The organism is Inhella gelatinilytica, assembly GCF_016093295.1.
In the GTDB taxonomy this organism is placed as follows: domain Bacteria; phylum Pseudomonadota; class Gammaproteobacteria; order Burkholderiales; family Burkholderiaceae_C; genus Inhella; species Inhella gelatinilytica.
In genome coordinates this window covers 241,183-265,475 of the sequence record NZ_JAEDAL010000002.1, presented here as the reverse complement: position 1 = coordinate 265,475, position 24,293 = coordinate 241,183, and the positions used below count along the sequence as shown (strand labels likewise).

Here is a 24,293-nt window from a genome sequence, read left to right as displayed (position 1 = left end):
TCAACCTTTCTTGGGCTGCTTGTCAGCCCCACCCCCGGACTCACCCTGCGCACCTTTCAACGTAACTTTTACCGAAAATTCGAACAATCGCTTCGAACCTTTGATATTGGTGGTCACGTTTGTAAGTTTGACCTCCTGCAGAGCGGGCTTTTCGATCCACTGCGCATCGCGCCCAATATTCCGAAGATATTCAGAAACTCGCTCTTGCGTATGCGCCAAGCCGGTAAGCAAGATGCTGCCATCAGTTTGCTTCAGGGCCGTAAGGTAAACACCTTCTGGCGTCAGCCTCGCCAGTTCATTCAGAAGATGAACAGGGGTATTGCGCTCCGCCTGCAGGGCTTCAACCGCCTTCTGCCGTTGGGTGAGCGCATCAATTTCCTCGCGCAGCGTTGCGATGTCCTTGATCTGCTCGTCCAGAGTCTTGATCTGACTGGTCAAGAAGGCGTTTCTCGATTGCTGATGGTCAATCAATGACTGAAGCAGGATCCAGCCCAATGCACCCAATGCGACACCCGCCGCAAGCGACAAGCCAAGGCCGGCAAAAAAGGCCTGCTTTCGCCACTTTCGCCGCTCTTCCCGATAGGGAAGTAAGTTAATGAGGATCACTCGTAGAACCTCCGCATTGCCAATCCGCAAGCTGTCAAATAAGCCGCAGATTCACGTTGAATCCGACCTTCCCGCACCCCTGCACCCATGATCATGCGGTCAAATGGATTGACCACCATACACGCAAATCCAGTCAGGTCGGTCACGCGGTCTTTCAATCCGGGCAGCGTGGCCGTTCCACCGGCCAGCATCACATAGTGGACCTTGTGATGCGGCGTGCTCGTGAAGAAGTACTGCAGAGCACGCCCAATTTCTTGCGATAGGCTGTCAACGAAGGGCTCCAGCACTTGACCTGGGTAATCTTCCGGCAAATCGCCGGACAATTTTTTGGTTTCCGCCTCTTCGAACGAGAGTCCGTACTGCCGCGCAATCAATTGGGTCAACTGCCCGCCGCCAAAGGCTTGATCGCGGTCATAAAGCAATTCCTCATCGCGTAGCACCTTCAGGCTCGTGGTCTCCGCACCAATCTCAAAAAGGGCGATGAGCGCATCCTTGCCACTGTCCGGCAGCGCCTGAATCAGGCGCCCCATGGCCATTCGGGACGCGTGGGACTCAACATCCATGATCACAGGCTTCAGCCCAGCACTTTCCGCAATCCCTTGCCGGTCTTGGACCCGGTCTTTTCGCGATGCAGCGATCAGCACTTCGACGTCGCCAACAGACGTGGCGCTGGGGCCCACAACGCAGAAGTCCAGGCTCACCTCATCCAGAGAAAACGGGATGTACTGGTTGGCCTCTGCCTCAACCTGCACTTCCATTTCTTCCTCGCGAAGCCCAGAGGGCAGCATGATGCGCTTGGTGATGACCGCAGACGCAGGCATCGCCAAAACGGCTTGCCGAGTGCGGGTTCCGCTTCGCGCCACGACTTTGCGAACTGCGTCGGCGACTTCGTCGAACTTTTCGACGTGCCCATCCGTGATCCAGCCTTTTTCCAACGGCTCAGAGGCGAAGCGTTCCAGGACCATCTCGCCAGCCTTGTTCTGACTCAGCTCCACCAGCTTCACACTGGAGGAACTGATGTCCAAGCCCAGCATGGGCGGGCTTTTTCGCCCCAGCAAGCTGTCAAAAATTCCCATGCCTTCACCCTTACCCCACAAGCGGGGACTTAAGAACTTACTTGCATGCTAGCAGTAAACCTTTTGTGGCCCGGTCAAAAAACCGGTAAGCAGGGGTTAACCACGTTGCGCAAGCGGTACGCTCCAGACCCTGGGTGTAACGCCGTGTGACGGCACCCAGCACTGCCCCCGCAGACAGGGGGTTTCTATAATTTCATCCCATATGCCTTCCAAACCGTCGTCCCTCCCGAGCCCATCAGAACAGATTCCTCGATGGAGAAAGTTCGCACTGGGTTTCACCGGTCTGATCGCCGCCGGGATCGTGGCATGTGGACTGGGCGCGGCCCTCATTCTGGTGACCGCGTATCCCAACTTGCCGGACGTCTCCGGGCTTTCGGATTACCGGCCACACCAGCCCCTGCGTATCTGGTCGGCTGAAGGCAAGTTGCTGGCTGAATTTGGGGAAGAGCGACGCCAGTATCTGGCCATAGAGGAGATTCCTCAGGTCATGCAGGACGCCATCCTGGCCATTGAAGATGCGCGCTTCTACCAGCACGGCGGCGTGGACTACTGGGGCGTCCTCCGAGCCGGTCTGGCCAACTTGCAGGAGTCTCGCAGCCAAGGGGCCTCGACCATCACGATGCAGGTGGCTCGCAATTTCTACTTGAGTTCGGAAAAAACGCTGTCCAGAAAGCTGTACGAAATCCTGCTGGCACTTCGAATTGAATCAACGCTCTCCAAACGCAAGATTCTTGAAATCTACATGAACCAGATTTTTCTGGGGCATCGCGCGTATGGATTCGCAGCCGCCAGCGAGGTCTATTTTGGAAAGCCGCTGAAGCATATTTCAGCCGCCGAGGCCGCCATGCTCGCCGGCCTACCCAAGGCGCCTTCGGCTTACAACCCCATCGCCAACCCCAAGCGCGCCCGCATTCGCCAGCAGTACATCTTGGATCGCATGCTGGAGAACGGCTTCCTCAATGTGCAGCAGCACACGGCGGCCAAGAGTGAGACGCTGAAAATCCGGACCGCCTCGCCTTCTCAAGCCGGCGCAGATTACGCCGCCGAGGCAGCCCGACAGCTGCTGCTGTCTCGCTACGGCGACGAGTTGTATTCGCGCGGCTTGAGCGTGACGCTCAGCGTCCGCCACGACGAGCAGCAGATGGCGTACAAGGCGCTTCGCAAGGGCTTGATGGAGTACGAGCGTCGTCAGTTCTATCGGGGCCCAGAAGCCCATGTGGACCTGCCCGCAGACCCCAAGCTCGTCGACGCGCGCGTTGCCGAGGTGCTGGCGGACTTCCCAGCGAACGGCGAGCTGTTTTCCGCAGTGGTCTTGGAAGCTAGCCCCAAAAAGGTCGTCGCGTCCCTTCAGACCGGCGAGGTTCTCACGCTCACGGGCGACAGCGTCAAACCCGTTGCGAGTGGATTACAAGAGAGGGGCGACCCCAAGGTTCAAATTCGACGAGGCGCTGTGGTTCGGGTCATCGCCGATGGCAAGCTCGGGTGGGTGTTGACCCAGGTGCCCGAAGTCGAAGGCGCGCTCGTTTCCTTGGATCCCCGTACGGGTGCGATTCGAGCCATGGTTGGGGGCTTCGATTTTGCGAAGAACAAGTTCAATCACGTCACCCAGGCTTGGCGTCAACCCGGCTCCAGCTTCAAGCCGTTCATTTACTCCGCCGCACTGGAGCGGGGGTTTACGCCTTCGACCGTGGTGAACGATGCTCCCTTGTTTTTCGACGCGACGACAACGGGCAGCCAACCCTGGGAGCCCAAAAATTACGACGGAACCTTTGAGGGGCCCATGACGCTGCGCAAGGCGCTGGCCAAGTCCAAGAACATGGTGTCGATTCGGGTGCTCCGCTCCGTCGGCACCCATGAAGCACAGTCCTGGATCGGTCGGTTCGGGTTCCCCGCGAACAAGCATCCGGCCTACCTGACGATGGCCCTGGGAGCGGGATCGGTCACGCCCCTCCAAATGGCCGAAGCCTATTCAGTCTTCGCCAACGGCGGGCACCGCATTGAGTCGTCGCTGATTCAGAAAATTGTCGACGACCATGGCAAGGTTCTCTTTGAAGCGCCGCCCGTCACGTTGGATGAGGCGAACCGGACACTGGATGCACGGAATGCCTTCCTCATGAGCAGCTTGCTCCAAGAGGTTACAAGGTCTGGAACGGCGGCCCGAGCCCAAGTCGCATTAAAACGCACCGATCTGTATGGAAAGACCGGCACCACCAATGACTCCATGGACGCCTGGTTTGCCGGTTATCAACCGGAGTTGGTCACCGTGGTTTGGGTGGGATACGACACGCCGCGCAAACTGGGAAGCCGGGAAACGGGCGGAGGATTGGCCCTGCCCATTTGGATCGATTTCATGCAATTTGCACTACGCCAAACCGCGGTCGCCGAAATTCCCCCTCCCGAGGGCGTGGTGTACGTCAATGGCGAGTGGTACTTCGACGAATTCGTGGCCGATCGGGGCGTCACCCGCATCGAAAACGATGACCCCAGCCTGCCCAGCCCGGCCAATGCCGAAGAGAAGAAAGGCGTGCTCGATTTATTCAAGCAACCGTGAACTGCAGCGCCCTGCCGGCTTGTCGGCTCATGTGTTCCAAGAAGACCTGCTCGAACCGCTCCCCGGACTTGGTGTCACGCCACTGGTCATCCCGCCACCGAAAGTGGAACCCCCCCGCTTGAGCCGCCAGCCAGACCTCGCTGAGCGGTGGCTGTTTGTTGACCACCAATTTGGTGCGATTGGGCAAGGTCAATTCCAGCACGCCGCCATTTCGGCTGGCATCCACATCCAAGTCATCCTCCTGCAACCAAGCATCCGCCTGGGCCTCCAGACGACGCAGCAGCGTTTCAGCCCGTTGGTGGTAGTCAGCGTCTTGCATGGTTCGAACCTCTCTAAACTGCGGGCATGCAATTGTTTTACCGGGCGCAATGCCCTCGCCCCAACAGGCCCATTCGATGGACCTCCCTCATGACCCTTAGCCTGGCCCTGAGTCTTGCGGCATGCGGTCAAAAAGGCCCCTTGAAGCCCCCCAGCAGCTCGCCCACCCAGCAGCCTCCTTCGAAAGGCGCTTAAATCCGTCCCTCTTCAATGGCATGGCAGGCCACTTGAGTGCCGCCCTGATGCCGCAGCACGGGGCGCTCCGCGCTGCAGCGCGCGGTCGCATGGGGGCAGCGGGGGTGAAAGCTGCAACCCGAAGGGGGATTGAGCGGATTGGGCACCTCGCCCTGTACGGCCACCCGTTGCCGCCCGGTCATGTGAATGTCTGGGATGGCGTCCAGCAGCATGCGGGTATAGGGGTGCCGCGGCTGGGCAAAGAGTTCCGACTTGCCGGCGACCTCGACGAGGCGCCCAAGGTACATCACCCCAACCTGATCCGCCATGTGACGCACAACCGCCAGATTGTGCGAAATGAACAGGTAGGTCAGCCCGCGTTGGGCTTGGAGCTCCTTCATGATGTTCAGAACTTGCGCCTGAACCGACACGTCCAGCGCACTGGTCGGCTCGTCACACACCAGGAATTCCGGCGCCGTCGCCAAGGCCCGCGCGATCGAAATACGCTGGCGCTGCCCGCCGGAGAACTGGTGGGGGTACTTGCCCGCATCCACCGAGCTGAGGCCCACCATGGTTAGCAGCTCCCCGACGCGCGCCTCGACATCGGCTGTGTTTGTCAGAACGCCTTGCTCCAACAGGGGCTCAGCAACGATCGCCCCCACTTTCCAGCGGGGATTCAAGCTGGCATAGGGGTCTTGAAAAATCATCTGGAACCGGCGCCGCAAAGCGCCTGCATCCTGACTGCCGAGCCACTCCCGGGTATCGCGCCCATCAAAAGCCACCGTCCCGCCTGTCGGGTTGTAGAGCCCCACCAGCAGGCGGGCCACCGTGCTTTTGCCGCAGCCCGACTCGCCCACCAGCGCCAAGGTTTTCCCGCGCGGAATGTCAAAACTAACGCCATCCACCGCATGAACATACTGCTTGGGCTTGCGCTCCAGAACCCGATTCAGCCATGGCGGAGAGACATCAAACCGCATGGACAATTCTTTGACCTCAACCAGAGCGCTCATGCTCGCCCCTCCGCGTGATGCAGCCAGCAGGCCGCTTGCGTCTGCCCCACTTCCACGAGCGGCGGCAACGCCTCCCGACAGCGGGACAGGGCCTGAGCGCAACGGGGATGAAAGGCACAGCCCTGCGGCATGGCGTTCAGACGCGGCATGGCGCCGTCAATTTGCTGAAGTCGTTCGCGATCTTCATCGACGGCAGGAATGGAGCCCATGAGTCCAATGGTGTAGGGGTGAGCCGGGCAATGAATTACCTGATCCACAGGCCCAATTTCCACCACACGGCCGGCATACATCACCGCCACCCGATCACAAGTCTCGGCGATGACGCCCATGTCGTGCGTCACGAGCATGACGGCGGCCCCATGGTCTCGACAGACCCGCTTGAGGAGCTGGATGATCTGCGCCTGAATGGAGACATCCAGCGCCGTCGTCGGTTCATCGGCCACGATGAGTTTGGGTTCGGCCGCCAAAGCCAGTGCAATCACAACCCGCTGCCGCATGCCGCCACTGAATTGATGCGGGTATTGGTCAATGCGGGCTTCAGGCGCCGGAATACCCGTCTGGCGCAACAGGTCAATCGCTCGCGCACGGGCCTGTGCGGCACCGAGGGGCAAGTGGGTCTGGATGGTTTCGACGAGTTGCTGCCCCACGGTGAACAGCGGGTTCAGGGACGTCAGCGGATCTTGAAAGATCGCGCCAATTTTCTTTCCTCGCAAGTGACGCATCTCGGCAGAGGACAGCTGATCAATTCGCTGCCCATCAAACCAAATCTCGCCACCACTCACGCGCCCCGGCGGCTCCAACAATCCAATGAGGGCGGCACCCGTGAGCGATTTCCCCGCACCGGACTCCCCCACCACGCCGAGGATTTCACCCGGTGCAATGTCAAACGTCACCCGATCCAGCGCGTGCAAAACGCCATGTCGTGTCGGGAACTCCACGCACAGTTCGCGCACCTGCAACAAGGGCTCTTGAATCGAATCCATCAACGCAACCGAGGATTGAGGGCGTCCCGAAGCCAGTCGCCCAGCAAGTTCACGGACAAGGAAATGAGCACCAACATGGCCCCCGGAAAGATGGTGATCCACCACTGGCCGGAATATAAAAACTGGCTACCTTGCTGAATCAAGGTGCCCAACGATGGATTGGTCGGCGGCACCCCGACGCCCAAGAATGACAAGGTCGCCTCCGTGATGATGGCCAAGGCCACCTGCAGCGTCGCCAGCACCAAGACCGGCCCCAGCACATTGGGCAGAACGTGGCGGCGCATGATGCGCAAACTACCCACACCCACCAGCCGGGCGGCCTGCACGTACTCCTTGTTGCGCTCCACCAGCGTGGAGCCGCGTACCGTCCGCGCATACTGAACCCACCCGGTCAGCGAAATGGCAACGATCAACACGCCAAACGCCAAATTCTCGCTGGCATTGGGGAAAACCGTCTTGGCCACCCCGTTGATCAGCAGCGCCACCAAGATCGACGGAAACGAGAGCATGACGTCGCACACCCGCATGATCAGGGCGTCGATCTTGCCCCCCAAGAACCCAGCGAGTAGTCCCAGGGTGACGCCCATCGACAGCGACAGCGCGACCGACGCCAATCCGATAAAGAGTGAAATCCGCGCTCCATAGAACAGCGCCGACAGGATGTCGCGCCCTTGGCCGTCTGTGCCCAACCAGTACTGCGAACTCCCCTCGGGCATCCACACCGGCGGCAGGGTGGCGTCCATCAGCACAATCGAGGCCAAATCCAGGGGATTGTGCGGCGCGACCCACGGGGCAAAAACGGCGCAAAACACGCAAATCGCGAGCACGGCACTCGCGCCCAGGGTGACGGGTGATCGGGTGTAGGACCACCACAAATCGCTGGCAAAGAAACGCTGCCAGCGGCTGCTTTCAGATTTCGCTGCGCTCATGATCGGGTCAATGGGCGCCCTGCGCTCGCAGGCGCGGGTCCACCAGGAAGTACAGCAAATCAACCACCAGGTTGATGACGACAAAAATTAGCGAAATCAGGCAAAGGTAGGCCGCCATCACCGGGATGTCGGCGAACTGCACGGCCTGAATGAACAGCAGACCCATACCGGGCCACTGGAAGACCGTTTCGGTCACGATGGCGAAGGCAATCAGCGAGCCCAATTGCAGCCCCACGATCGTGATGACCGGCACCAGGGTGTTGCGCAAGGCATGCCGGAAGTGGATCACCCGGTCCGCCAAGCCTCTGGCCCGGGCGAATTTGATGTAGTCCGTTCGCAGGACTTCCAGCATTTCCGCCCGCACCAGCCGCATCACCAAGGTCAGCTGGAACAGAGACAAGGTCACCGCCGGGAGAATCAAGTACCGCGCACTGTCCCAACTGTGCAGACCCGTGCTCCAAAACCCCAGTTGCAGGACTTCCCCACGGCCATTACTCGGTAGCCACTGCAAACCGACAGCGAAGACCATCATCAGAAGCACGCCCATCAAGAAATTAGGCAGGGAGACGCCGACCAAAGAGATCGCCATGATGGCTTGGGAGAGCGCCTTGCCGCGCTTCAACGCGGTGTACACCCCCAGCGGTACGCCAACCATCAGCGCCAACAGCGCCGCACAAACCGCCAACTCCAGTGTGGCTGGCAACGCCTCGCCAATCAGGGTCGACACCTTGCGGCCCTGTCGCAGGGACAAGCCGAACTCACCTTGCGCAGCATTGCCGACAAAGTGCACAAACTGCACCGCAAAGCTGCGGTCTAGGCCCAGATCGCGGCGCAGTTGCTCGCGCTGCTCCGGCGTCGCATCTTGACCCAGCATGTTGGTCAGCGGGTCCCCCACAAACTGGAACAGGCTGAAGGCGATCAAGGCCACCGTCAACATAACCAGCAGGGCCTGCATCAATCGGCGAAGGATGAAAACCAGCATCGTCGGCGTCGCAATCCAAAAACAACACGGCCGCCCAAAGGCGGCCGCGCATCATGCCAGAAAGCCGATCAGAAACGGTGGCGCACGCCCGTCATGTAGCCGTTACGGCTGCGAGCGCCGTTGGCAAAAATCATCGTGCTGGTCGAGCTCATGCTCACACGGTCGTACTCCACATACCAGTCCGTGCGCTTGCTCAGTGCGTAGTCACCCACCATGGAGTACAGCTTGTAGTCCGTCTTGGGTGCGCCATAGTGGTTCTGCGACACGTCGTAGTACTGGGCGCCCAGATTGAACTGCGGAGTGATCTGATAGGTGGCCCCGAAGCTGGTCATCGTGCGGTCCTTAGCGGTTGCCGCATTCACCAGCGAGGCGCCTTTGAAGAACGCCGTCGCATAAGCGCTACCCAATTCGTAGGCCGCATCAAACTTGTTCTTGGTGCGGGACACGTTCAGGTAGAGGCCACCCGAGGTGTAGGACGCACCCAGCACCGTGGCCTTGGCATCTTTACCCGACGTGGTCTTGCTGTTCAACACGCCAGCACCCACCGAGAAACCGCCCATCACATAACGCGCCATACCGCCGGTCGTCTTCTCGCCCAGCGTCACCGTGCCCTTTTCGCTGGCGCTGTACTGCAGCTCAGCGGTCAGGCCGCCCGCCGTCAGCGCGTACTTGAGCATGTTGCTCTGACGGCCGCTCAGCAAGTTGCCAATTTCCGGCTTGAAGTTCTCGATGTAGGGCGAATAGCGGTAGGAGGCATGGTTGCCCGTCGTCAAGTCGAACAGCACGTTGTACTGGCGACCCAGAGTGACCCGGCCCATGGGGGTCAACAGACCCACCCAGGCTTGACGCCAAAACTCGGTGGCGGCCTGGCCGCCTTCGTCAGAGCGGAAGCGGTGCTCCATATTGGCCAGGGCCCGATACCCGCCACCCAGGTCTTCCGTGATATCCAGACCCATGCGACTCTCCGACAAACCGCCGGGGATCACCGAAGTCACCGAGCTCTTGTCAGCGCCCTGATTGGTTTCGATACGCACCGCGGCGTCCACGATTCCGTACAGCTTGACGCTGGATTGAGCAAACGCGCCGGCACTGGCCAGGGCCAGCGTGGACAAAGCAAACAAAGCCTTCTTCATGTCGAAAAACTCCATGGGGTTGGACTGAAACTGCCGCGTATTGTGGCGAGGCGTCTGTAGTGGCAGACAGCGCTGTCGCGTCGCCCCAACAGCGATGTGCAGAAGCCTTCGTACAGATCAAGAAAAAGGCCGCCCCTCGGGGCGGCCTGCACCGGATCCGTCAACCCGGTCAGAACGAGTGGCGAACACCCACGTCAAACGAACGAGAAGTGCCACCGGCCGCCGGAGCCTCAACACCCGAGGAGCGCGTGCCCTGCACACTGAACTTGGCCGTGCCGTCGTTGTTGATGCGAGCCAGGGTCGTGTAGAGCGTGGTGCGCTTGGACAGGCTGTAGTCGTAGCCCATGCCCAACAACTTGGCATCCTTGTCGGTCCCGCTGCCGCTGGCGTTGGCAATGGACACCACGAAGCGACCCGAGCCCATCTTGACCGCACCGCCGATGCCGAAGATGCGCTGATCCGCCGTGCCGTATTTGTTCTTGGTGAAGAAGCCCGTCAGGGACAGGTCGCCCACGGCATAGGCTGCGCCCACCGTGGAGCTCTTCAATTTGGTGCCCACGCCATGCTCGCCAAACGCGCCGGCAATGTGCAGTCCACCGGACTTGTAGCCGATCCGCCCCACGGCGCCTTTGTTGCCCGGCGCAGTGGATTCGTCAAACGCGTAGTCAAACCCACCGTAAAAACCACCCGACAGCGGAAGCACATAGCCCACTTGGTTGTCCGCACGGTTGATCACACCCGTGGCCGAACCCAGGCCCGAGAAGATACGCGTCACGTTGGCGGCACCACTGGTGGCCATCGGATCAAATTCGTCCACGATCAGGCGGTCAGCCCACTTGTGGCGGCCGAGTCGGACTTCACCAAACCCGCCCGATAAACTGACCGTGGCACGGCGGCCCCAAAACGGCGAACCGCTGGTGCCGTCGTCCGGATTCAGGCCGGATTCCAAATGGAAGCTGGCTTTCATGCCACCGCCCAGGTCTTCAACGCCACGCAGACCGATGCGCGAAGCGGCGCGCCCTTCGTCCAGCACCAAGGTGGCCGAACCCGCGCCCTTGATGTTGCGAACACTCACATCGATGTTGCCGAACAACGTCACCGAAGACGACTGCGCCGCCACCAAACCCGAGAACAAGCCCAGTGCAGCCAGGGTCAAGATGTTCTTCTTCATTCATCAACTCCTAACAAAAACGAGCAAACCGCTCCGATGCGAAGAATTGGAGCAGAAGCCCATACAAACCCCATGACAGTTCCATGACACGTTGCTTGCGGGCAACGGCGCGTCAAACAGCCTCTTGCACTTCCCAGGAGGTCGTCAGTTGGGCGGTATGCCCAAGCATGGCCAAGGCCGAACAGTATTTTTCCGTCGACAACTTGACCGCCCGCTCCACCGCGTCCGCCGGGACCGCTTTCCCGAGCACGCGGAAGTGCAAATGGATGGCGGTGAACACCTTGGGGTCGGTCGTCGCCCGTTCGCCTTGCAGCTTGACATCGCAACCGGTGACGGCGTGGCGCCCCCGCTGCAAGATCAGCACCACATCAAACGCGCTGCAGCCGCCGGCCCCCACCAGCATCATTTCCATCGGTCGGGGCGCCAGATTTCGGCCACCCGCTTCGGGGCTGCCGTCCATGCTGACCCAGTGACCACTCCCCGTCGCAGCATGAAAACTCATGCTGCCCGGTCCATTCCAATGAACAGTGCATTCCATTTGGCGAAGCTTAAACCGGCATCATTCGGGTTCGCTTCGCTGATTGGAAAGACCTCATGGCACGCCCCGCGTTGACCCCCCCGGCAGACAGTTATTTGCAACGCGTGCTGCGCGCCCGCGTGTACGAGGTGGCCAAGCAGACGCCGTTGGAATGGGCGCGCAAGCTCAGCCGGCGCTTGGACAACAAGGTCCTGCTCAAGCGCGAGGACCAGCAGCCTGTGTTCAGCTTCAAGCTGCGTGGGGCCTACAACAAGATGGCGCAGCTAAACCCCGAGCAACTCGCGCGCGGCGTCATTTGCGCCAGCGCCGGCAACCACGCCCAGGGCGTGGCGCTGGCCGCCCGCAAGCTCGGGTGCAAAGCTCGCATCGTCATGCCGGTGACCACACCGCGGGTCAAAAGCGAAGCGGTGTCCGCGCTCGGCGGCGAGGTGGTTCTGCATGGCGATTCGTACTCCGATGCCTACCAGGAGGCCGTCCGGCTGCAAGCGCAAGAGGATTGGGTCTTCGTACACCCCTTCGATGACCCGGACGTCATTGCCGGCCAAGGCACGGTGGGTCTCGAAATCCTTCAGCAACACCAGGGCCCCTTGGATGCCGTCTTCGTCGCCGTGGGCGGCGGGGGCCTGATTGCTGGCGTGGCATCTGTGGTCAAGGCCATACGACCCGAAACCCGCGTCATCGGCGTGCAAATGACCGACTCTGACGCCATGCTGCGTTCTGTGCGCGCAGGGCGCCGCGTGGTGCTCGATGACGTGGGCTTGTTTTCCGATGGTACGGCGGTCAAGCAAGTCGGCGCCGAGACACTGCGCGTGGCCAAGAGCCTGGTGGATGACTGGATTTGCGTCGACACCGATGCAGTCTGCGCCGCCATCAAGGACATCTTTGAAGACACCCGCAGCATCGTCGAACCCGCGGGAGCCATGGGGGTGGCGGCGATCAAGCACCACGTGGCCAGCACCGGCTGCAAGGGCCAGACCTTTGCCGCCATCACCTGTGGCGCCAACATGAATTTCGATCGCTTGCGCTTCGTGGCCGAGCGAGCGGAGGTGGGGGAACAGCGCGAGGCGCTTTTCGCTGTGACCATTCCCGAGGAGCGGGGCAGCTTTAAGCGGTTTTGCGGGCTGATCGGTAAGCGATCGGTGACCGAGTTCAACTACCGCATGGCCGATCCGACCCGAGCCCACATCTTTGTTGGCGTCAGTCTGAGCCGGCCCGACGACGCCGAGCGATTGCTCCACACCTTCCGCAAGCATGGGTTCGACGCGCTGGACCTGACGCACGACGAGCTGGCCAAGCAACACCTTCGTCACTTGGTGGGCGGACACAGCCCCCTGGCACAGGACGAACGCTTGGTTCGCTGCGAATTCCCCGAACGGCCAGGAGCCCTGATGCGTTTTCTGGACGCCATGCACCCGAGCTGGAACATCAGTCTGTTCCATTACCGCAATCAGGGCGCGGACTACGGCAAGGTGTTGGTTGGGGTGCAAGTGCCCACGCGGGAACGCACCGCCTTCCGGCGGTTCTTGGACGGGCTGGGCTACCCCTATCGGGATGAAAGCGACAACCCGGCCTACCAGCTCTTTCTCCGCTGAATCAGAGGCGGGCTTTCGCGTCGTGACGCCGGCCTGGCGGCGCGTCGGCGGGTAAGGGACCTGCCGCTGGTGCCCCATTCACCAGCCCCCCTTGCGCTCCAGGTTGGCCGGACACCACCGGCTCAGGCGCCGCAGGGGACGGGGGAATGCCCACCGCTGGAGCCGCCTCCGGCATCACCGGAGACAGCGCCGGCGCCGGGGGCAAGCTGCCCGGCACAGCGGCCGCCGGAGGCTCCAAGCGCAACTGCACCTGGGCCACACCGCCTCGGCCCAACTGAACGCCGTGGGGCTCAACCTTCATCAGTTGCCACTCCGCATCCAAGCGCTGCCCCACCCGGATCGCCCGCGGCGGTTGACCGTCCAGACTCAAGACCGCGAGGCCTTCCACCGCCTGTCGAGCCACGTCACGCGCCGCGACCAACCCCAGCAACTGGAAGCGCGCATCAGCCGGCAGGCTGGGCGCCGTCGCCTCCGGCGCCGCCGCACCCAGCAGCCGATCCAGCGACACGGGCCCCGCCCGCTCGGCCACCGGCAGCGGCGCCGCCACCCCGGGCGCTCGGGGCCAGAGCTTGAGGGCGTAGGTGCCGGCACTCAGGCCCACCAAGCCCCACACCAGGAAAGCAGCGATGCGTTCATTCATGAGGCCGGATTATCATGACCCGATCCCTCTTCCTGGGCTTGACCCCGTCCCTTTGATATGCGTGTTTTCTCTGCCCAGCGCTCCCTGTCCCGCGGCTTTACCCTGATCGAACTGCTGGTGGTTCTCACCATCATCGGGGTGCTGGCGGCCCTTGTGGTGCCCAATGTGCTGAGCCGCACGGACGAAGCCCGCGTCACCGCCGCCCGCAATGACATCGCCCAGCTCATGCAGAGCCTGAAGATGTACAAGCTGGACAACCTGCGCTACCCCACCGCCGAACAAGGCCTGCAGGCCCTGGTGCAAAAACCCACGTCGGGCCCTGCCCCCAAGAATTGGCGTCCGTATGTGGACAAATTGCCCAACGACCCCTGGGGCAATCCCTATCAATTTGCCAACCCGGGTCTGAAAGGCGAGGTGGATGTCTTCAGCCTCGGTGCCGACGGGCAGCCCGGCGGCGAAGAGTTGAACGCCGACATCGGCTCTTGGCAGTAAGTTGGCCATGCGCCGCCCGCGCGGCTTTACGCTGATTGAACTGCTGGTGGTAATGACCCTGATTGGCATTGCCACAGCCGCCGTTTCGCTGGCGCTGCGCGACCCGGGCGTGGCCCAACTGGAGCGCGAAGGCGAACGCTTGATCACCTTGCTGGAAATCGCTCGCGCCGAAGCCCGGGCCAACGCCCTGGCGGTTCACTGGCAACCCCAGGTCGATGGCGCTCGCCCCCTGGGGGAAAGCGATGGCGCCCATTTCAAATTCGTGGGCTTGCCGCCCGCGGTCACCCTTCCCCGGCACTGGTCGGACGAGCCGCCGGTGGTTCAGATTGAAGGCCAGGCGACCGCTTTGATCTTGGGGCCCGAACCCCTGATCCCCGCGCAAGCCGTTCGGCTGCGACGCGGAGATCGACAACTGCGAATTGCCACGGACGGGCTCAAACCGTTTGCCAGCGAGTGGATAGAGGCTCCGCAGTGAAATCGCAGCAAGGCTTTACGCTCATTGAAGTGCTGGTGGCCCTCACGCTCGTGGCGGTGGCGCTGGGTGCCGGGATGCGCGCGGCGGGGGCAGTCACTGACAACGCCGAGCGATTCGAGTTGATGACCGCAGCGCAATGGTGTGCAGAGAACCATTTGGTCGAATTGCGACTCACCCGCCAGTTTCCGGGCACGGGAGAGAGCGCCTTTAATTGCCTGCAAATGGGGCGCGAATTTCAAGGGCGACTGGAAGTTCAAACCACGCCGAATCCCAACTTCCGCCGGGTGGACGCCGTGGTGGGCACGCCCGATCGGCCCAATCTGCTGCGGCTGTCCACGGTGATGGGGCGCAACGGATGACCCGGAGCGGCCTTCGGGGTTTCACCTTGGTCGAGGTCTTGGTCGCCCTGCTGATCATGGCCCTCATGAGTGCCCTCGGCTGGCGCGCCCTGGACGCCATGCTGCGCACGCGTGACATCACCCAGGCGCGCTTGGAGGCCCAGGCCCGGTTGCAGACCGTCATGGCCCAATGGCAACTGGACCTGGAGAACATCCAGGAGATCCCTGCCCTGTTGCCCGCCCTGCGCTTTGATGGCGCGGCGCTGCGACTGTTCCGCCGCACGCCCGAGGGCATTCAGATCGTGGTGTGGTGGCATGGCGACGGCAAGCTCCACCGCTGGGCCTCCGCCCCGCAAACCCAGATGAAGGCCCTACGCGAGGTCTTGGAAGACAGCCAACAACTGCTCACCCTGGCCCCCCGGTCTTTGGTGGCCCTGGAAGGGGTTGCAGGGTGGCAAATGGCGTTTTTCTTTAACAACGCCTGGACCAATGCCCAGTCAACCGGGGGGGGTGGCGGGGCGCAAAACCCCAATGACCTGCCCACGGGCGTCCGCATGCAATTGGACTTCCTGCCCGGGCCCAATCAACCCGGCGGCCCGGTATTGCGCCAGGTGTTGGTGGGGGCTGGATGAGTGCCAGGATGAGTACCCGGACGCAAACCGCGGCCCGCACAAGGGGCGCTGCGCTGCTCACCGCCCTGGTGCTGGTCACCCTGGTGGCGACCCTGGCCGCTGCGCTGGTCGCGCGCCAACAGCGGGCCCTTGCCCTGGAAGGGGCGGACCGCTTGCGGGCGCAAGCGGAATGGGTGCTGCTGGGCGCCCTGGACTGGGCCCGCCTCATCCTGCAAGAAGACGGGCGCAGCAATGGCGGACAAGGGCCCGACCACCTGGGCGAGGTGTGGGCCGTGCCGCTGGCCGAAGCCCGACTGTCCAGCTTTTTGGCCGGGCCCGGCGGGGCCGCCGACGACGGGCCCGAGGCCTTTCTGGCCGGTCGCATTGAAGATGCGCAGGCCCGCTACAACCTGGGCAACTTGCGGGGAGAGCAACCTGACGGCGTGGAAGCCAACACCTTTCGCCGCCTGTGTCAAACCGCCGGCGTGCCATCTGATTTGATCGAAACCGCCCTCGTTCAATTGATCCGCGCCGTGAGCGTGGATGCCCAGGAGGAAGGGACGGAAGCCGCCCTGCGCCCCCGCACCGCCCAGCAGTTGGGGTGGGTCGGGCTACCGCCCTCTGCCGTGCAAGCGCTCGAAGCCTGGGTGGTGATGCTCCCCCCGGGCAAAGAGCCCAAAGTCGCCATCAACCTCAATACCGCCCCACGCGAAGTGATTGCGGCCGTGGCCCAGGTGGATCTGGCCACCGCCGAAGGGGTCGTTCAACGGCGTCGCATCAAACCGTTGACCACCGATGGTGACGTCCGAGACCAATTCAACGCGCAGACCGACAGTAAGACCATCAAGGGCGAGCGCATCGGGTGGAGAACCGAACACTTCTGGGTGACAGGGCAGCTGCGCCTGGACGGCCGCACCGTGACCCTGCGCTCGCTGGTTCAGCGCAAAGACAACAAAGTGACCACCCTGTGGCGCGAGCGATTGACACCGTTGACGCCGGGCCGCCCCGGTGAAAGCCCAGGGCTGGGGCGATTGAGCGCTCCCTAGAATCGGCGGCCCTGATTTCCGAGCGCTCATGAGCACCCTGCTGATCCCCCTGCCCCTGCGCCCCCGGCTGGCGTCCGGTGCATCGTCCCCTGCGTCCGGCCCTTCGCCGGCCGGGGAATGGCCCTGGGTGCTGCACACCCCGGAGGGCGTTCAGACGGGGCGCAGCACCCTGGCCAACCTGCCGCGTGCCGACGAAACCGTCTTGGTCCCGCACCCCTTGCAGTGCAGTTTTCACCGCACCACCCTGCCCAAGACCGCGCCCAATCGATGGCGGGCGGCATTGAGTGGCCTTTTAGAAGACCACTTGCTGGAAGATCCGGACGGCTTGCACTTGGCCGTGCAGCCCGGGGCGCTGGCCGGCGAACCCACCTGGGTGTGCGTCACACCCCGCGAAACCCTGTCGCAGCCGCTGGCCGCTTTGGAGTCGGCCCAGCGCTTCGTAGACCGGGTCTGCCCGCTGGCTTGGCCCACGGCGGACGTCGAAGCGGTGGTGACCGTCGGCGAAACGGGGGAGCCCCTGGTTCGGCTCAGCCACGCCGGAGGCGTTCTTCACCTGCCGGCCGCCAGCTGGTCCGCCCTGCAGGGTCAAGGGCCCGCCCCGGTGACCTGGCGTGCCGAACCGGAGGCTGCGGTTGCCGCGGAAGCGCTCACCGGCCAACCCGTCAGCTTGAGTCCGCGCGAAGCCCAACTGGTCGGTGCGCTGGCCAGTGGGTGGAACTTGCTGCAGTTCGACCTGGCCCCCCGGGTCAAAGGCTTGAGCCGCTTGCGGCACTGGGCGCATCGCTTCGCGCAACCCCACTGGCGGCGGGTGCGACTCGGCGTAGCCGCGCTGATCGCCGTGCAGTTGGTGGGGCTCAACGCCTGGGCGTGGCAGCAGCGCCAGGAAGTCCAGCGTCTGAAGGCCGCTCAAACGCAGGCCCTCAAGCAGGCCTTTCCGCGGGTACTGGCCGTGGCCGATGCGCCCCTGCAGATGCAACGCGAGATGGATTTGCTCCGCGCCCAGACCGGGCAGCTGGGGGATCAGGACTTCGAAGCCCTGATGGCGGCCGCGACCGCCGCGTGGCCCGAAGACCGCGGCCCCACGGAAGCGTTGAGCTTCGAGAGCGGTCAGCTCAGCTGGCCGGCCACCGGTTGGGCCGACGCTCAGGTCGAGCTCATGCGCCAGCGCTTGGCCAGCATGGGCTGGAGCCTGAACGCCGAGGCTGGACGACTCACCCTGCGCAAAGCGCGCTCTGCACCATGAACGCCTCGCCCCTCCGCTTTCTGGGCTGGCCAGTCCCCGCCGCGGTCCGTCCCGGGTTTGAAACCCTGCAAGCCCATTGGCAGCGGCTTGCACCCCGGGAGCGCCTGGGGCTGCAAGTGGCCCTGGCGGCCCTCGGTCTGTTGCTGCTGGTCAGCGTGGCCGTCAACCCGGCCTTCAAAACCCTGCGCCAAGCACCCAACCAGCAAGCCCAGCTACGGCATCAGTTGCAGGCGATGCAGGAGCAAGCCGCGGAAGCGGCCGTCCTGCGAAGCCGCCCGACCGTTCCGGCGGAGCAAGCTCAACAAGCCCTCAAAGCGGCCACCGAGCAATTGGGCAGCGGCAGCACCGTGGAGCTGCAAGGTGGCCAAGCCCGCGTGGTGCTGCGCGAAGTCGAGGGCGAAGCGCTGCGCCGCTACTTGGCGGACCTTCGCAGCACCGCGCGCGCCCGTCCCGTCGAGGCCCAGCTTCAGCGAGGCCCACGCGGCTACAACGGCAGCCTGCTGCTGCAACTGGGCAGCCAGCCTTGAACCCCCTGGCCCTGCGCCCGCCCCCCAAATCCCCCGCCCCAGCGAACGAGGCGGGGGCGCGCAGCCGTGGCGCCGCGGGCCTGGGCTTGGCGCTGGGGGCGGGGCTGGCCGTGTTGTGGCAGGCCCCAGCCGCGTGGATGGCCCCGCTGGTGGGTCAGGCCACGCAGGAGCGTCTGCTGCTGAGCGAAACCCAAGGCAGCCTGTGGCAGGGCGAGGCCCGTCTCGTCCTCACCGGCGGCGCCGGCAGCCAGGAATCCTCTCAATTGCCCGGCGCCCTGTCGTGGCGCTGGGGTTGGGAGGGCGGACCCCGGCTGCGCATCCGACTGGACGGTCACACGCCGGGCTTCGTGCCCCTGGCATTTCGGCCCGGTTGGCGCCAGTGGCGCGTGAGCCTGCCCGCCAGCCCCGAGCCCCTGCTGCGCATCCCGGCCATCTGGCTCAAAGGCTTGGGCACCCCGTGGAACACCCTGCTGCTGCAGGGCGAACTGCGCCTCAGTGCTCCGGGTGCCGCCTTGCAGTGGCGCAGCGGGCAGGGCACGCAGTGGGTTGGCCCCTTGCAACTGGACGCCGTGCAAATGGCCTCGGCCGTTTCACCGCTGCCCACCCTGGGGGACTACCGGTTGACCGTGCAATCAGCGGCACAGGGCCCAGCACTCCTTCAACTCAGCACACTCAGCGGCGCTTTACAGCTTCAAGGTTCGGGCCAATGGCTGGCCGGGCACTTGAGCTTCCAGGGCGACGCCCGCGCCGCGCCCGGCGCCGAATCCAGTTTGAACAACTTGCTCAACATCATTGGGCGCCGCCAAGGCGAGCGCTCGGTGATCACGATCGGATCATGATGAACGCAACCCTGCGCACGCCCCGGCCCCTGCTTCAGGCCTCGCTGCTCAGCTTGGCCTTGAGCCTGGCCGCCCCCAGCTTGGCCAACCCCACGCCAGCCCTGAAACCGGACACCTTGGTGGCCCTGAACTTCGTCAACGCGGAAATCGAGTCCGTGGCGCGCGCCATGGGCAACATGCTGGGGCGCAGCATGATGGTGGATCCGCGGGTCAAAGGCGCCATCACGCTGTACGCGGAGCAGCCGTTAAAAGCCAGCGACGCCTTTGCCCAGTTTCAGGCGGCCTTGCGGGGCTTGGGTTTCTCCGTGATCGAAGTGGCCGGGCTCTACAAGGTGGTGCCCGAAGCTGACGCCAAGATGCAAGCCACCACGGTTGCCGTGGATGAGCTCAAGATCCGCGGCGATCAGATCCTCACCCAGGTCTTCCTGCTGCGCCACGAAAACGCCAACAACCTGGTCGCGGTGTTGCGCCCGCTCATCAACGTCAACAACACCATCAACGCCAACCCGGGCAACAACAGCCTGGTCATCACCGACTACGCCGACAACCTCAAGCGCCTGGCCAAGATCATTGCGGCCATGGACACCGCGCCCAGCACCGATGTGGAGATCGTGCCCCTGCGCCATGCCGTGGCCAGTGACATCGCCACCCTGGTGCAGCGGCTGGGTGAAGGAACGGCCACGCCGGGTGCGCCCGGCGCGCCGGCCGCCACCACGGTGGTGGCCGACCCGCGCAGCAATGCCCTGATTCTGCGCGCGCCCAACGCGGCCAAGTTGGAGGCTCTCAAAGGGCTGGTGGCCAAGCTGGACCGACCTGCCTCCCAACCCAACGGGGGCATTCATGTCGTTTATCTGAAAAATGCGGATGCCGCCAAACTGGCGCAGGTGCTCCGGGCGGCCTTTGCCAACGCCGGGAGCAGCGCCAGCGGCAGCTCAACAGGGGTGAGCCCCGTGGTGGGCCCCACGACCATCCCCGGGGCCCCTACCGCGATGGCGCCGGTCTCCAACGCCCCGGGCAACACCACGGGCGCCAGTGCAGCGGCCACCGCGCCGGTGGCCGCGTCAGCACAGCCCAGCACCGGCGGCTTCATCCAGGCAGACCCGTCGACCAACTCCCTGATCATCACGGCCCCTGAACCGCTGTACCGCCAAATGCGGGGCGTCATCGATCAACTCGACGGCCGCCGCGCTCAGGTGTACGTGGAGGCCATGATTGTCAAAGTGGATGCCAGCAAAGGGGCACAGTTCGGCGTGCAGTGGCAAAACCTGTTCGGGACGGACAAGAACACCGGTGGCTTGGTGGGCACCAACTACGGCACGGGCGGCAACAACATCGTCAACCTGATCGGCGCCGTCGCCACGGGCAACACCTCGCAGGTGACCATCCCCTCGGGTCTGAATCTGGGCATTGCCCACAAGCTGGGCGCGCAATTCACCCTGGCGGCCCTGGCCAATTTCCTCGAGGCCGAAACCGGCGCCAATGTGTTGGCCACGCCCAACTTGGTGGCGCTAGACAACGAAGAAGCCAAGATTCACGTCGGCCAGAACGTGCCGTTCCTGACCGGCAGTTTTGCCAACGCCGGTTCGGGGACGGGCAGTTCCATCAACCCGTTCCAAACGATCGAGCGCAAAGACGTGGGTTTGACCCTGCGCGTCAAGGCGCAAATCGGGGAAGGGGGCGCCATCCGCATGGTGGTGTTCCACGAAAACAGCTCCGTCGTGCCCGGGGCCTCCACCAGTACCGGCCCCGTGACCGACAAAAACACCATCGAAACCACGGTGACGGTGGACGATGGCGGCATGCTGGTGCTGGGTGGCCTGATCAAAGACGAGTACACCGACGGCCTGGATGGCGTGCCGGGCTTGTCCAAAGTCCCCCTGGTGGGGGCTCTTTTCAGGAGCGAGAACCGCAAGCGCGTCCGCACCAACTTGATGGTCTTCTTGCGCCCCACGGTGCTGCGCACGGCCGCGGACGCCACCGGCGTCAGCTTGGACCGCTACGACTGGATCCGAGCGCACCAGCAAAAGGCCCAACCGAGCGACAGCGCCGTGCTCCCGAATACCGGCGCGCCCGTTCTGCCCCCCGCCGCCACCAAGCCCTTGTCAGGCCCGGTGGCGCCCTGATATGAAACAACCCCCAATCTCGCTCTCGCCCGCCACCCTGCAGGCCGCGCCGGTCCAGCGTCCCGGCTCTTCGGCAGGCAGGCCTGGCCCACAGGGCCATCCCAGTCCGGCCTCAGCCCCCCACGGAGGCGCTCAGTGGCTTCGGGCGTCCGGGAGCCACTGATATGGCCACTCGCTACCCCTTGCCCTATGCCTTTGCCAAAGCCAAAGGCCTGCTGCTCGAGGACACGGGCTCCGAGTTGGTTCTGAGTGCCGCTGCGCCGCTGGACGCCGCGGCGCTGGCCGAGGTGCAGCGGCTCTACGCGCTGGACCGGATCGAACTGCAGGAGGCGGAGGCCCTGCGCGCCCGGGTCAGTGCGGTCTACGCCGGCAACGAGAGCAGCGCCGCCGCTGTGGTGGGCGAAGTGGAGTCGGCGGTGGATTTGAGCCGACTGCTGCAAGACCTGCCAGCCGTCGAGGACCTGCTGGAGGCCGCCAACGACGCACCCATCATCCGCATGCTCAATGCGCTGCTGACCCAAGCAGCCAAAGACGGGGCGAGCGACATCCACATCGAGCCCTATGAACGCAGCAGTTCGGTGCGTTTCCGGGTCGACGGCTCGCTGCGAGAGGTCGTGCAGCCCAATCGCGCGCTGCATGCGGCCCTGATCTCCCGGCTGAAGATCATGGCGGAGTTGGACATTGCCGAAAAGCGCCTGCCCCAGGACGGACGCATTTCCCTGCGCATCGGCGGCCGCGCCATCGATGTTCGAGTCTCCACCCTGCCCTCGGCGCACGGCGAACGGGCGGTGCTGCGCCTGCTGGACAAGAGTGACGCCAAGTTCAATTTGGAGTCGCTGGGCATGGATGGTGCGGTGCTGGATCAGTTCAAGAAGCTGGTCGCGCAGCCGCACGGCATCGTGCTCGTGACGGGTCCCACCGGTTCGGGCAAGACCACGTCGCTGTACGCCGCCCTGCAGACCATCGACACCGCGACCACCAACGTGCTAACGGTGGAAGACCCCATCGAGTACGAGTTGCCCGGCATCGGCCAAACCCAAGTGAACGCCAAGATCGATTTGACGTTTGCCAAGGCCCTGCGCGCCATCTTGCGGCAAGACCCGGACGCCATCATGATCGGCGAGATCCGCGACTTTGAAACCGCACAGATCGCCATCCAGGCCTCACTCACCGGTCACCTGGTGCTGGCCACGCTGCACACCAATGACGCGCCTTCGGCCGTGACCCGCCTGACGGACATGGGGGTTGAGCCGTTCTTGCTCAGTTCCAGCTTGCTGGGGGTCCAAGCCCAGCGCTTGGTCCGCAAGCTGTGCCCGAGTTGCCGCCGGCAAGACGAACAGGGCCACTGGCACCCGGTGGGCTGCCCGGAATGCGGCCACACGGGCTACAAGGGCCGCACCGGCGTATATGAACTGATGGTCGCCGATGACCAGGTGCGCACCCTGATTCACAACCAGGCCTCCGAGTCGGAACTCTGGGCCGCGGCCCGCGCCAAAGGCATGCACTCGATGCGCGAAGACGGCGAACGTCTGGTCCGCGCCGGCATCACGAGCCTGGAAGAAGTGATGCGCGCCACGCGCGACTGACCGGGATCGCCGCGCCACCATGCCCGCCTACAAGTTTGAAGCCCTGGATGCCGACGGCCGCATGCAAACCGGCTTGATTGAGGCCGACCACCCGCGCGCCGCCCGCGCCCTGTTGCGGGAACGCGGGTTGACCCCGCTGGGGGTCGAGGTTGTCACCCAGGTGGCAGACTCACCCGGTGGCCTTCAATGGCGCCGCCGCGCCTTCAACCGGGCCGCTTTGGCGGTGTGGACCCGTCAGCTGGCGGGGTTGGTGGGAGCGGGTTTGCCACTGGAGCGGGCCTTGACCGCGCTGGCCGACGAGTGCGAGCACCCCAAACAGCGCGAGTTGATGGCGCAAATCAAGGCTGAGGTGAATGCGGGCTCCAGCTTCGCCCGCGCCCTGGGCCAAGCCCCCCACGAATTTGACGACGTGTACCGCGGTGTCGTGGCCGCAGGGGAATCCAGCGGCGCGCTGGGCCGCGTTTTGGAATCGCTGGCCGATGATTTGGAGGAGCGTCAGGCCCTGCGTGCCAAAGTGATCGGCGCCATGGCCTACCCCGCGATCGTCAGCGTGATTGCGGTCGTGATCGTCACGTTCTTGCTCACGTACGTGGTGCCGCAGATCGCCCAGTCGTTCGTCACCACCAAGAAGGCCCTGCCGGCCTTGACCGTCTTCATGCTGGCCTTGAGTGCCTTCTTGCGCCAATGGGGCTGGGTGCTGCTGCTGGGCTTGCTGGGAGCCGGGGCCCTCTTGGCCCTGGCGTTGCGCGACGAGGCCTTTCGGCGCCGCTTCGATGCGGCCTGGCTCGGTTTGCCCCTCTTCGGTCGCTTGGCCCGCGGCTACAACGGGGCCCGCTTTGCTGCCACGCTGGGCATGTTGGCCGGCGCGGGAGTGCCCATCCTCAAAGCCCTGCAGGCCGCCGCGGAAACCCTCTCCAACCGTGCCATGCGCGCCGATGCCCTGGATGCACTCATCCAAATTCGCGAAGGCGCGCCCCTGGGGGCCGCGCTCGGGTCGAAGAAACGCTTTCCGGGCCTGTTGGCCATGTTTGCCCGCTTGGGTGAACAAACGGGCAAGCTACCCGAGATGCTCAGCCGCGCCGGTCAGCAATTGGGCGCCGAAGTTCAACGCCGCGCCTTGGCCGCGGCCACCTTGCTGGAGCCGCTGCTCATCGTGGTGATGGGCGCCGTGGTCATGCTGATCGTGCTCTCCGTGCTGCAGCCCATCATCGAGTTGCAAAGCTCCGTGCGCTGAGGGTTTGCCTCAAATTCGGTCGAACTGGGTCAAGGTCAAAAACCGAGAGGCTTCCTACAGTCGCCGGGATTCTTGA

The 24,293-nt window shown here is 63.8% G+C and carries 25 protein-coding genes; 14 read left to right on the top strand and 11 right to left on the bottom strand.

Annotation, left to right across the window (positions count from 1 at the left end; all coding sequences use genetic code 11):
• A complete protein-coding gene (locus tag I7X43_RS06135) occupies positions 1-606 on the bottom strand; it encodes a PilN domain-containing protein (RefSeq protein WP_198100041.1) in 606 nt (201 codons plus the stop codon).
• Positions 603-1,682 (bottom strand): pilus assembly protein PilM, encoded by a 1,080-nt coding sequence (locus tag I7X43_RS06130; RefSeq protein ID WP_198100040.1) that lies wholly within the window; start codon positions 1,680-1,682, stop codon positions 603-605. Before I7X43_RS06130 ends, I7X43_RS06135 begins: the two co-directional genes overlap by 4 nt.
• Positions 1,683-1,884: 202 nt before the next feature.
• On the opposite strand from I7X43_RS06130, the gene I7X43_RS06125 reads away from it, so the two are divergent.
• On the top strand, positions 1,885-4,233 hold the full coding sequence (locus I7X43_RS06125) for a penicillin-binding protein 1A (protein ID WP_198100039.1): 2,349 nt from the start codon (positions 1,885-1,887) through the stop codon (positions 4,231-4,233).
• Here I7X43_RS06125 and cyaY read toward each other — a convergent pair.
• On the bottom strand, positions 4,220-4,552 hold the full coding sequence (cyaY, locus tag I7X43_RS06120; protein WP_198100038.1) for an iron donor protein CyaY: 333 nt from the start codon (positions 4,550-4,552) through the stop codon (positions 4,220-4,222). The genes I7X43_RS06125 and cyaY overlap by 14 nt on opposite strands.
• Before the next feature lie 26 nt (positions 4,553-4,578).
• On the opposite strand from cyaY, the gene lptM reads away from it, so the two are divergent.
• Positions 4,579-4,746, top strand: coding sequence for an LPS translocon maturation chaperone LptM (gene lptM, locus I7X43_RS16615; protein ID WP_375140383.1), 168 nt, complete (start codon positions 4,579-4,581; stop codon positions 4,744-4,746).
• On the opposite strand, the gene I7X43_RS06110 is transcribed toward lptM, so the two are convergent.
• From I7X43_RS06110 to I7X43_RS06080, 7 genes are all read right to left on the bottom strand, one after another.
• The gene (locus I7X43_RS06110; protein WP_198100036.1) at positions 4,743-5,735 is read right to left on the bottom strand and encodes an ABC transporter ATP-binding protein; all 993 of its coding nucleotides are present in this window, start codon (positions 5,733-5,735) and stop codon (positions 4,743-4,745) included. The genes lptM and I7X43_RS06110 overlap by 4 nt on opposite strands.
• Complete coding sequence (locus I7X43_RS06105; protein WP_198100035.1) at positions 5,732-6,718, bottom strand: ABC transporter ATP-binding protein; 987 nt, start codon at positions 6,716-6,718, stop codon at positions 5,732-5,734. The genes I7X43_RS06110 and I7X43_RS06105 overlap by 4 nt, the downstream gene beginning before the upstream one ends.
• Positions 6,718-7,647 (bottom strand): ABC transporter permease, encoded by a 930-nt coding sequence (locus tag I7X43_RS06100; RefSeq protein ID WP_198100034.1) that lies wholly within the window; start codon positions 7,645-7,647, stop codon positions 6,718-6,720. Before I7X43_RS06100 ends, I7X43_RS06105 begins: the two co-directional genes overlap by 1 nt.
• Before the next feature lie 7 nt (positions 7,648-7,654).
• Complete coding sequence (locus I7X43_RS06095; protein ID WP_198100033.1) at positions 7,655-8,629, bottom strand: ABC transporter permease; 975 nt, start codon at positions 8,627-8,629, stop codon at positions 7,655-7,657.
• Positions 8,630-8,697: 68 nt separating this feature from the next.
• Positions 8,698-9,762, bottom strand: coding sequence for a porin (locus tag I7X43_RS06090; protein WP_198100032.1), 1,065 nt, complete (start codon positions 9,760-9,762; stop codon positions 8,698-8,700).
• A 169-nt stretch (positions 9,763-9,931) separates the two neighbouring features.
• A complete protein-coding gene (locus I7X43_RS06085; RefSeq protein WP_198100031.1) occupies positions 9,932-10,933 on the bottom strand; it encodes a porin in 1,002 nt (333 codons plus the stop codon).
• Between the two features lie 112 nt (positions 10,934-11,045).
• Entirely contained in the window at positions 11,046-11,471 is a 426-nt protein-coding gene (locus tag I7X43_RS06080) for an OsmC family protein (protein ID WP_198100030.1), read from the bottom strand.
• A 56-nt stretch (positions 11,472-11,527) separates the two neighbouring features.
• Between I7X43_RS06080 and ilvA the strand changes: the two genes are divergently transcribed.
• A complete protein-coding gene (gene ilvA, locus I7X43_RS06075; RefSeq protein ID WP_198100029.1) occupies positions 11,528-13,063 on the top strand; it encodes a threonine ammonia-lyase, biosynthetic in 1,536 nt (511 codons plus the stop codon).
• A gap of 1 nt (position 13,064) precedes the next feature.
• Here the strand turns inward: ilvA and I7X43_RS06070 are convergent, their stop codons facing one another.
• Complete coding sequence (locus tag I7X43_RS06070) at positions 13,065-13,703, bottom strand: hypothetical protein (RefSeq protein WP_198100028.1); 639 nt, start codon at positions 13,701-13,703, stop codon at positions 13,065-13,067.
• 57 nt (positions 13,704-13,760) lie between these two features.
• Here I7X43_RS06070 and gspG point away from each other — a divergent pair, with 57 nt between their 5' ends.
• The 11 genes from gspG to gspF all read left to right on the top strand — a co-directional run bounded on the left by gspG (position 13,761) and on the right by gspF (position 24,217).
• The gene (gene gspG / locus I7X43_RS06065; RefSeq protein WP_198100027.1) at positions 13,761-14,195 is read left to right on the top strand and encodes a type II secretion system major pseudopilin GspG; all 435 of its coding nucleotides are present in this window, start codon (positions 13,761-13,763) and stop codon (positions 14,193-14,195) included.
• A 7-nt stretch (positions 14,196-14,202) separates the two neighbouring features.
• Complete coding sequence (locus I7X43_RS06060) at positions 14,203-14,670, top strand: prepilin-type N-terminal cleavage/methylation domain-containing protein (RefSeq protein ID WP_198100026.1); 468 nt, start codon at positions 14,203-14,205, stop codon at positions 14,668-14,670.
• Entirely contained in the window at positions 14,667-15,029 is a 363-nt protein-coding gene (gene gspI / locus I7X43_RS06055; protein ID WP_198100025.1) for a type II secretion system minor pseudopilin GspI, read from the top strand. Before I7X43_RS06060 ends, gspI begins: the two co-directional genes overlap by 4 nt.
• A complete protein-coding gene (locus I7X43_RS06050; RefSeq protein WP_198100024.1) occupies positions 15,026-15,640 on the top strand; it encodes a PulJ/GspJ family protein in 615 nt (204 codons plus the stop codon). Before gspI ends, I7X43_RS06050 begins: the two co-directional genes overlap by 4 nt.
• 8 nt (positions 15,641-15,648) lie before the next feature.
• Positions 15,649-16,665: a type II secretion system minor pseudopilin GspK gene (gspK, locus tag I7X43_RS06045; protein ID WP_198100023.1), complete on the top strand. Its 1,017-nt coding sequence runs from the start codon at positions 15,649-15,651 to the stop codon at positions 16,663-16,665.
• 28 nt (positions 16,666-16,693) lie between these two features.
• Entirely contained in the window at positions 16,694-17,908 is a 1,215-nt protein-coding gene (gspL, locus tag I7X43_RS06040) for a type II secretion system protein GspL (protein WP_198100022.1), read from the top strand.
• Positions 17,905-18,435, top strand: coding sequence for a type II secretion system protein GspM (gspM, locus tag I7X43_RS06035; protein ID WP_198100021.1), 531 nt, complete (start codon positions 17,905-17,907; stop codon positions 18,433-18,435). The genes gspL and gspM overlap by 4 nt, the downstream gene beginning before the upstream one ends.
• A complete protein-coding gene (gene gspN, locus I7X43_RS06030; protein WP_246480215.1) occupies positions 18,432-19,274 on the top strand; it encodes a type II secretion system protein N in 843 nt (280 codons plus the stop codon). Before gspM ends, gspN begins: the two co-directional genes overlap by 4 nt.
• Positions 19,271-21,397, top strand: coding sequence for a type II secretion system secretin GspD (gspD, locus tag I7X43_RS06025; protein WP_198100020.1), 2,127 nt, complete (start codon positions 19,271-19,273; stop codon positions 21,395-21,397). The genes gspN and gspD overlap by 4 nt, the downstream gene beginning before the upstream one ends.
• Positions 21,398-21,561: 164 nt before the next feature.
• The gene (gspE, locus tag I7X43_RS06020) at positions 21,562-22,983 is read left to right on the top strand and encodes a type II secretion system ATPase GspE (protein ID WP_198100019.1); all 1,422 of its coding nucleotides are present in this window, start codon (positions 21,562-21,564) and stop codon (positions 22,981-22,983) included.
• A 19-nt stretch (positions 22,984-23,002) separates the two neighbouring features.
• Entirely contained in the window at positions 23,003-24,217 is a 1,215-nt protein-coding gene (gspF, locus tag I7X43_RS06015; RefSeq protein WP_198100018.1) for a type II secretion system inner membrane protein GspF, read from the top strand.
• Positions 24,218-24,293 lie beyond the last annotated feature (76 nt).

What these genes read in the sequence shown, in the direction of transcription:
- I7X43_RS06130 (WP_198100040.1), bottom strand. Translation starts at nt 1,682, where the DNA reads ATGGGAATTTTTGACAGCTTGCTGGGGCGAAAAAGCCCGCCCATGCTG.
- I7X43_RS06125 (WP_198100039.1), top strand. Translation starts at nt 1,885, where the DNA reads ATGCCTTCCAAACCGTCGTCCCTCCCGAGCCCATCAGAACAGATTCCT.
- cyaY (WP_198100038.1), bottom strand. Translation starts at nt 4,552, where the DNA reads ATGCAAGACGCTGACTACCACCAACGGGCTGAAACGCTGCTGCGTCGT.
- lptM (WP_375140383.1), top strand. Translation starts at nt 4,579, where the DNA reads ATGCAATTGTTTTACCGGGCGCAATGCCCTCGCCCCAACAGGCCCATT.
- I7X43_RS06110 (WP_198100036.1), bottom strand. Translation starts at nt 5,735, where the DNA reads ATGAGCGCTCTGGTTGAGGTCAAAGAATTGTCCATGCGGTTTGATGTC.
- I7X43_RS06105 (WP_198100035.1), bottom strand. Translation starts at nt 6,718, where the DNA reads ATGGATTCGATTCAAGAGCCCTTGTTGCAGGTGCGCGAACTGTGCGTG.
- I7X43_RS06100 (WP_198100034.1), bottom strand. Translation starts at nt 7,647, where the DNA reads ATGAGCGCAGCGAAATCTGAAAGCAGCCGCTGGCAGCGTTTCTTTGCC.
- I7X43_RS06095 (WP_198100033.1), bottom strand. Translation starts at nt 8,629, where the DNA reads ATGCTGGTTTTCATCCTTCGCCGATTGATGCAGGCCCTGCTGGTTATG.
- I7X43_RS06090 (WP_198100032.1), bottom strand. Translation starts at nt 9,762, where the DNA reads ATGAAGAAGGCTTTGTTTGCTTTGTCCACGCTGGCCCTGGCCAGTGCC.
- I7X43_RS06085 (WP_198100031.1), bottom strand. Translation starts at nt 10,933, where the DNA reads ATGAAGAAGAACATCTTGACCCTGGCTGCACTGGGCTTGTTCTCGGGT.
- I7X43_RS06080 (WP_198100030.1), bottom strand. Translation starts at nt 11,471, where the DNA reads ATGGAATGCACTGTTCATTGGAATGGACCGGGCAGCATGAGTTTTCAT.
- ilvA (WP_198100029.1), top strand. Translation starts at nt 11,528, where the DNA reads ATGGCACGCCCCGCGTTGACCCCCCCGGCAGACAGTTATTTGCAACGC.
- I7X43_RS06070 (WP_198100028.1), bottom strand. Translation starts at nt 13,703, where the DNA reads ATGAATGAACGCATCGCTGCTTTCCTGGTGTGGGGCTTGGTGGGCCTG.
- gspG (WP_198100027.1), top strand. Translation starts at nt 13,761, where the DNA reads ATGCGTGTTTTCTCTGCCCAGCGCTCCCTGTCCCGCGGCTTTACCCTG.
- I7X43_RS06060 (WP_198100026.1), top strand. Translation starts at nt 14,203, where the DNA reads ATGCGCCGCCCGCGCGGCTTTACGCTGATTGAACTGCTGGTGGTAATG.
- I7X43_RS06050 (WP_198100024.1), top strand. Translation starts at nt 15,026, where the DNA reads ATGACCCGGAGCGGCCTTCGGGGTTTCACCTTGGTCGAGGTCTTGGTC.
- gspK (WP_198100023.1), top strand. Translation starts at nt 15,649, where the DNA reads ATGAGTACCCGGACGCAAACCGCGGCCCGCACAAGGGGCGCTGCGCTG.
- gspL (WP_198100022.1), top strand. Translation starts at nt 16,694, where the DNA reads ATGAGCACCCTGCTGATCCCCCTGCCCCTGCGCCCCCGGCTGGCGTCC.
- gspM (WP_198100021.1), top strand. Translation starts at nt 17,905, where the DNA reads ATGAACGCCTCGCCCCTCCGCTTTCTGGGCTGGCCAGTCCCCGCCGCG.
- gspD (WP_198100020.1), top strand. Translation starts at nt 19,271, where the DNA reads ATGATGAACGCAACCCTGCGCACGCCCCGGCCCCTGCTTCAGGCCTCG.
- gspE (WP_198100019.1), top strand. Translation starts at nt 21,562, where the DNA reads ATGGCCACTCGCTACCCCTTGCCCTATGCCTTTGCCAAAGCCAAAGGC.
- gspF (WP_198100018.1), top strand. Translation starts at nt 23,003, where the DNA reads ATGCCCGCCTACAAGTTTGAAGCCCTGGATGCCGACGGCCGCATGCAA.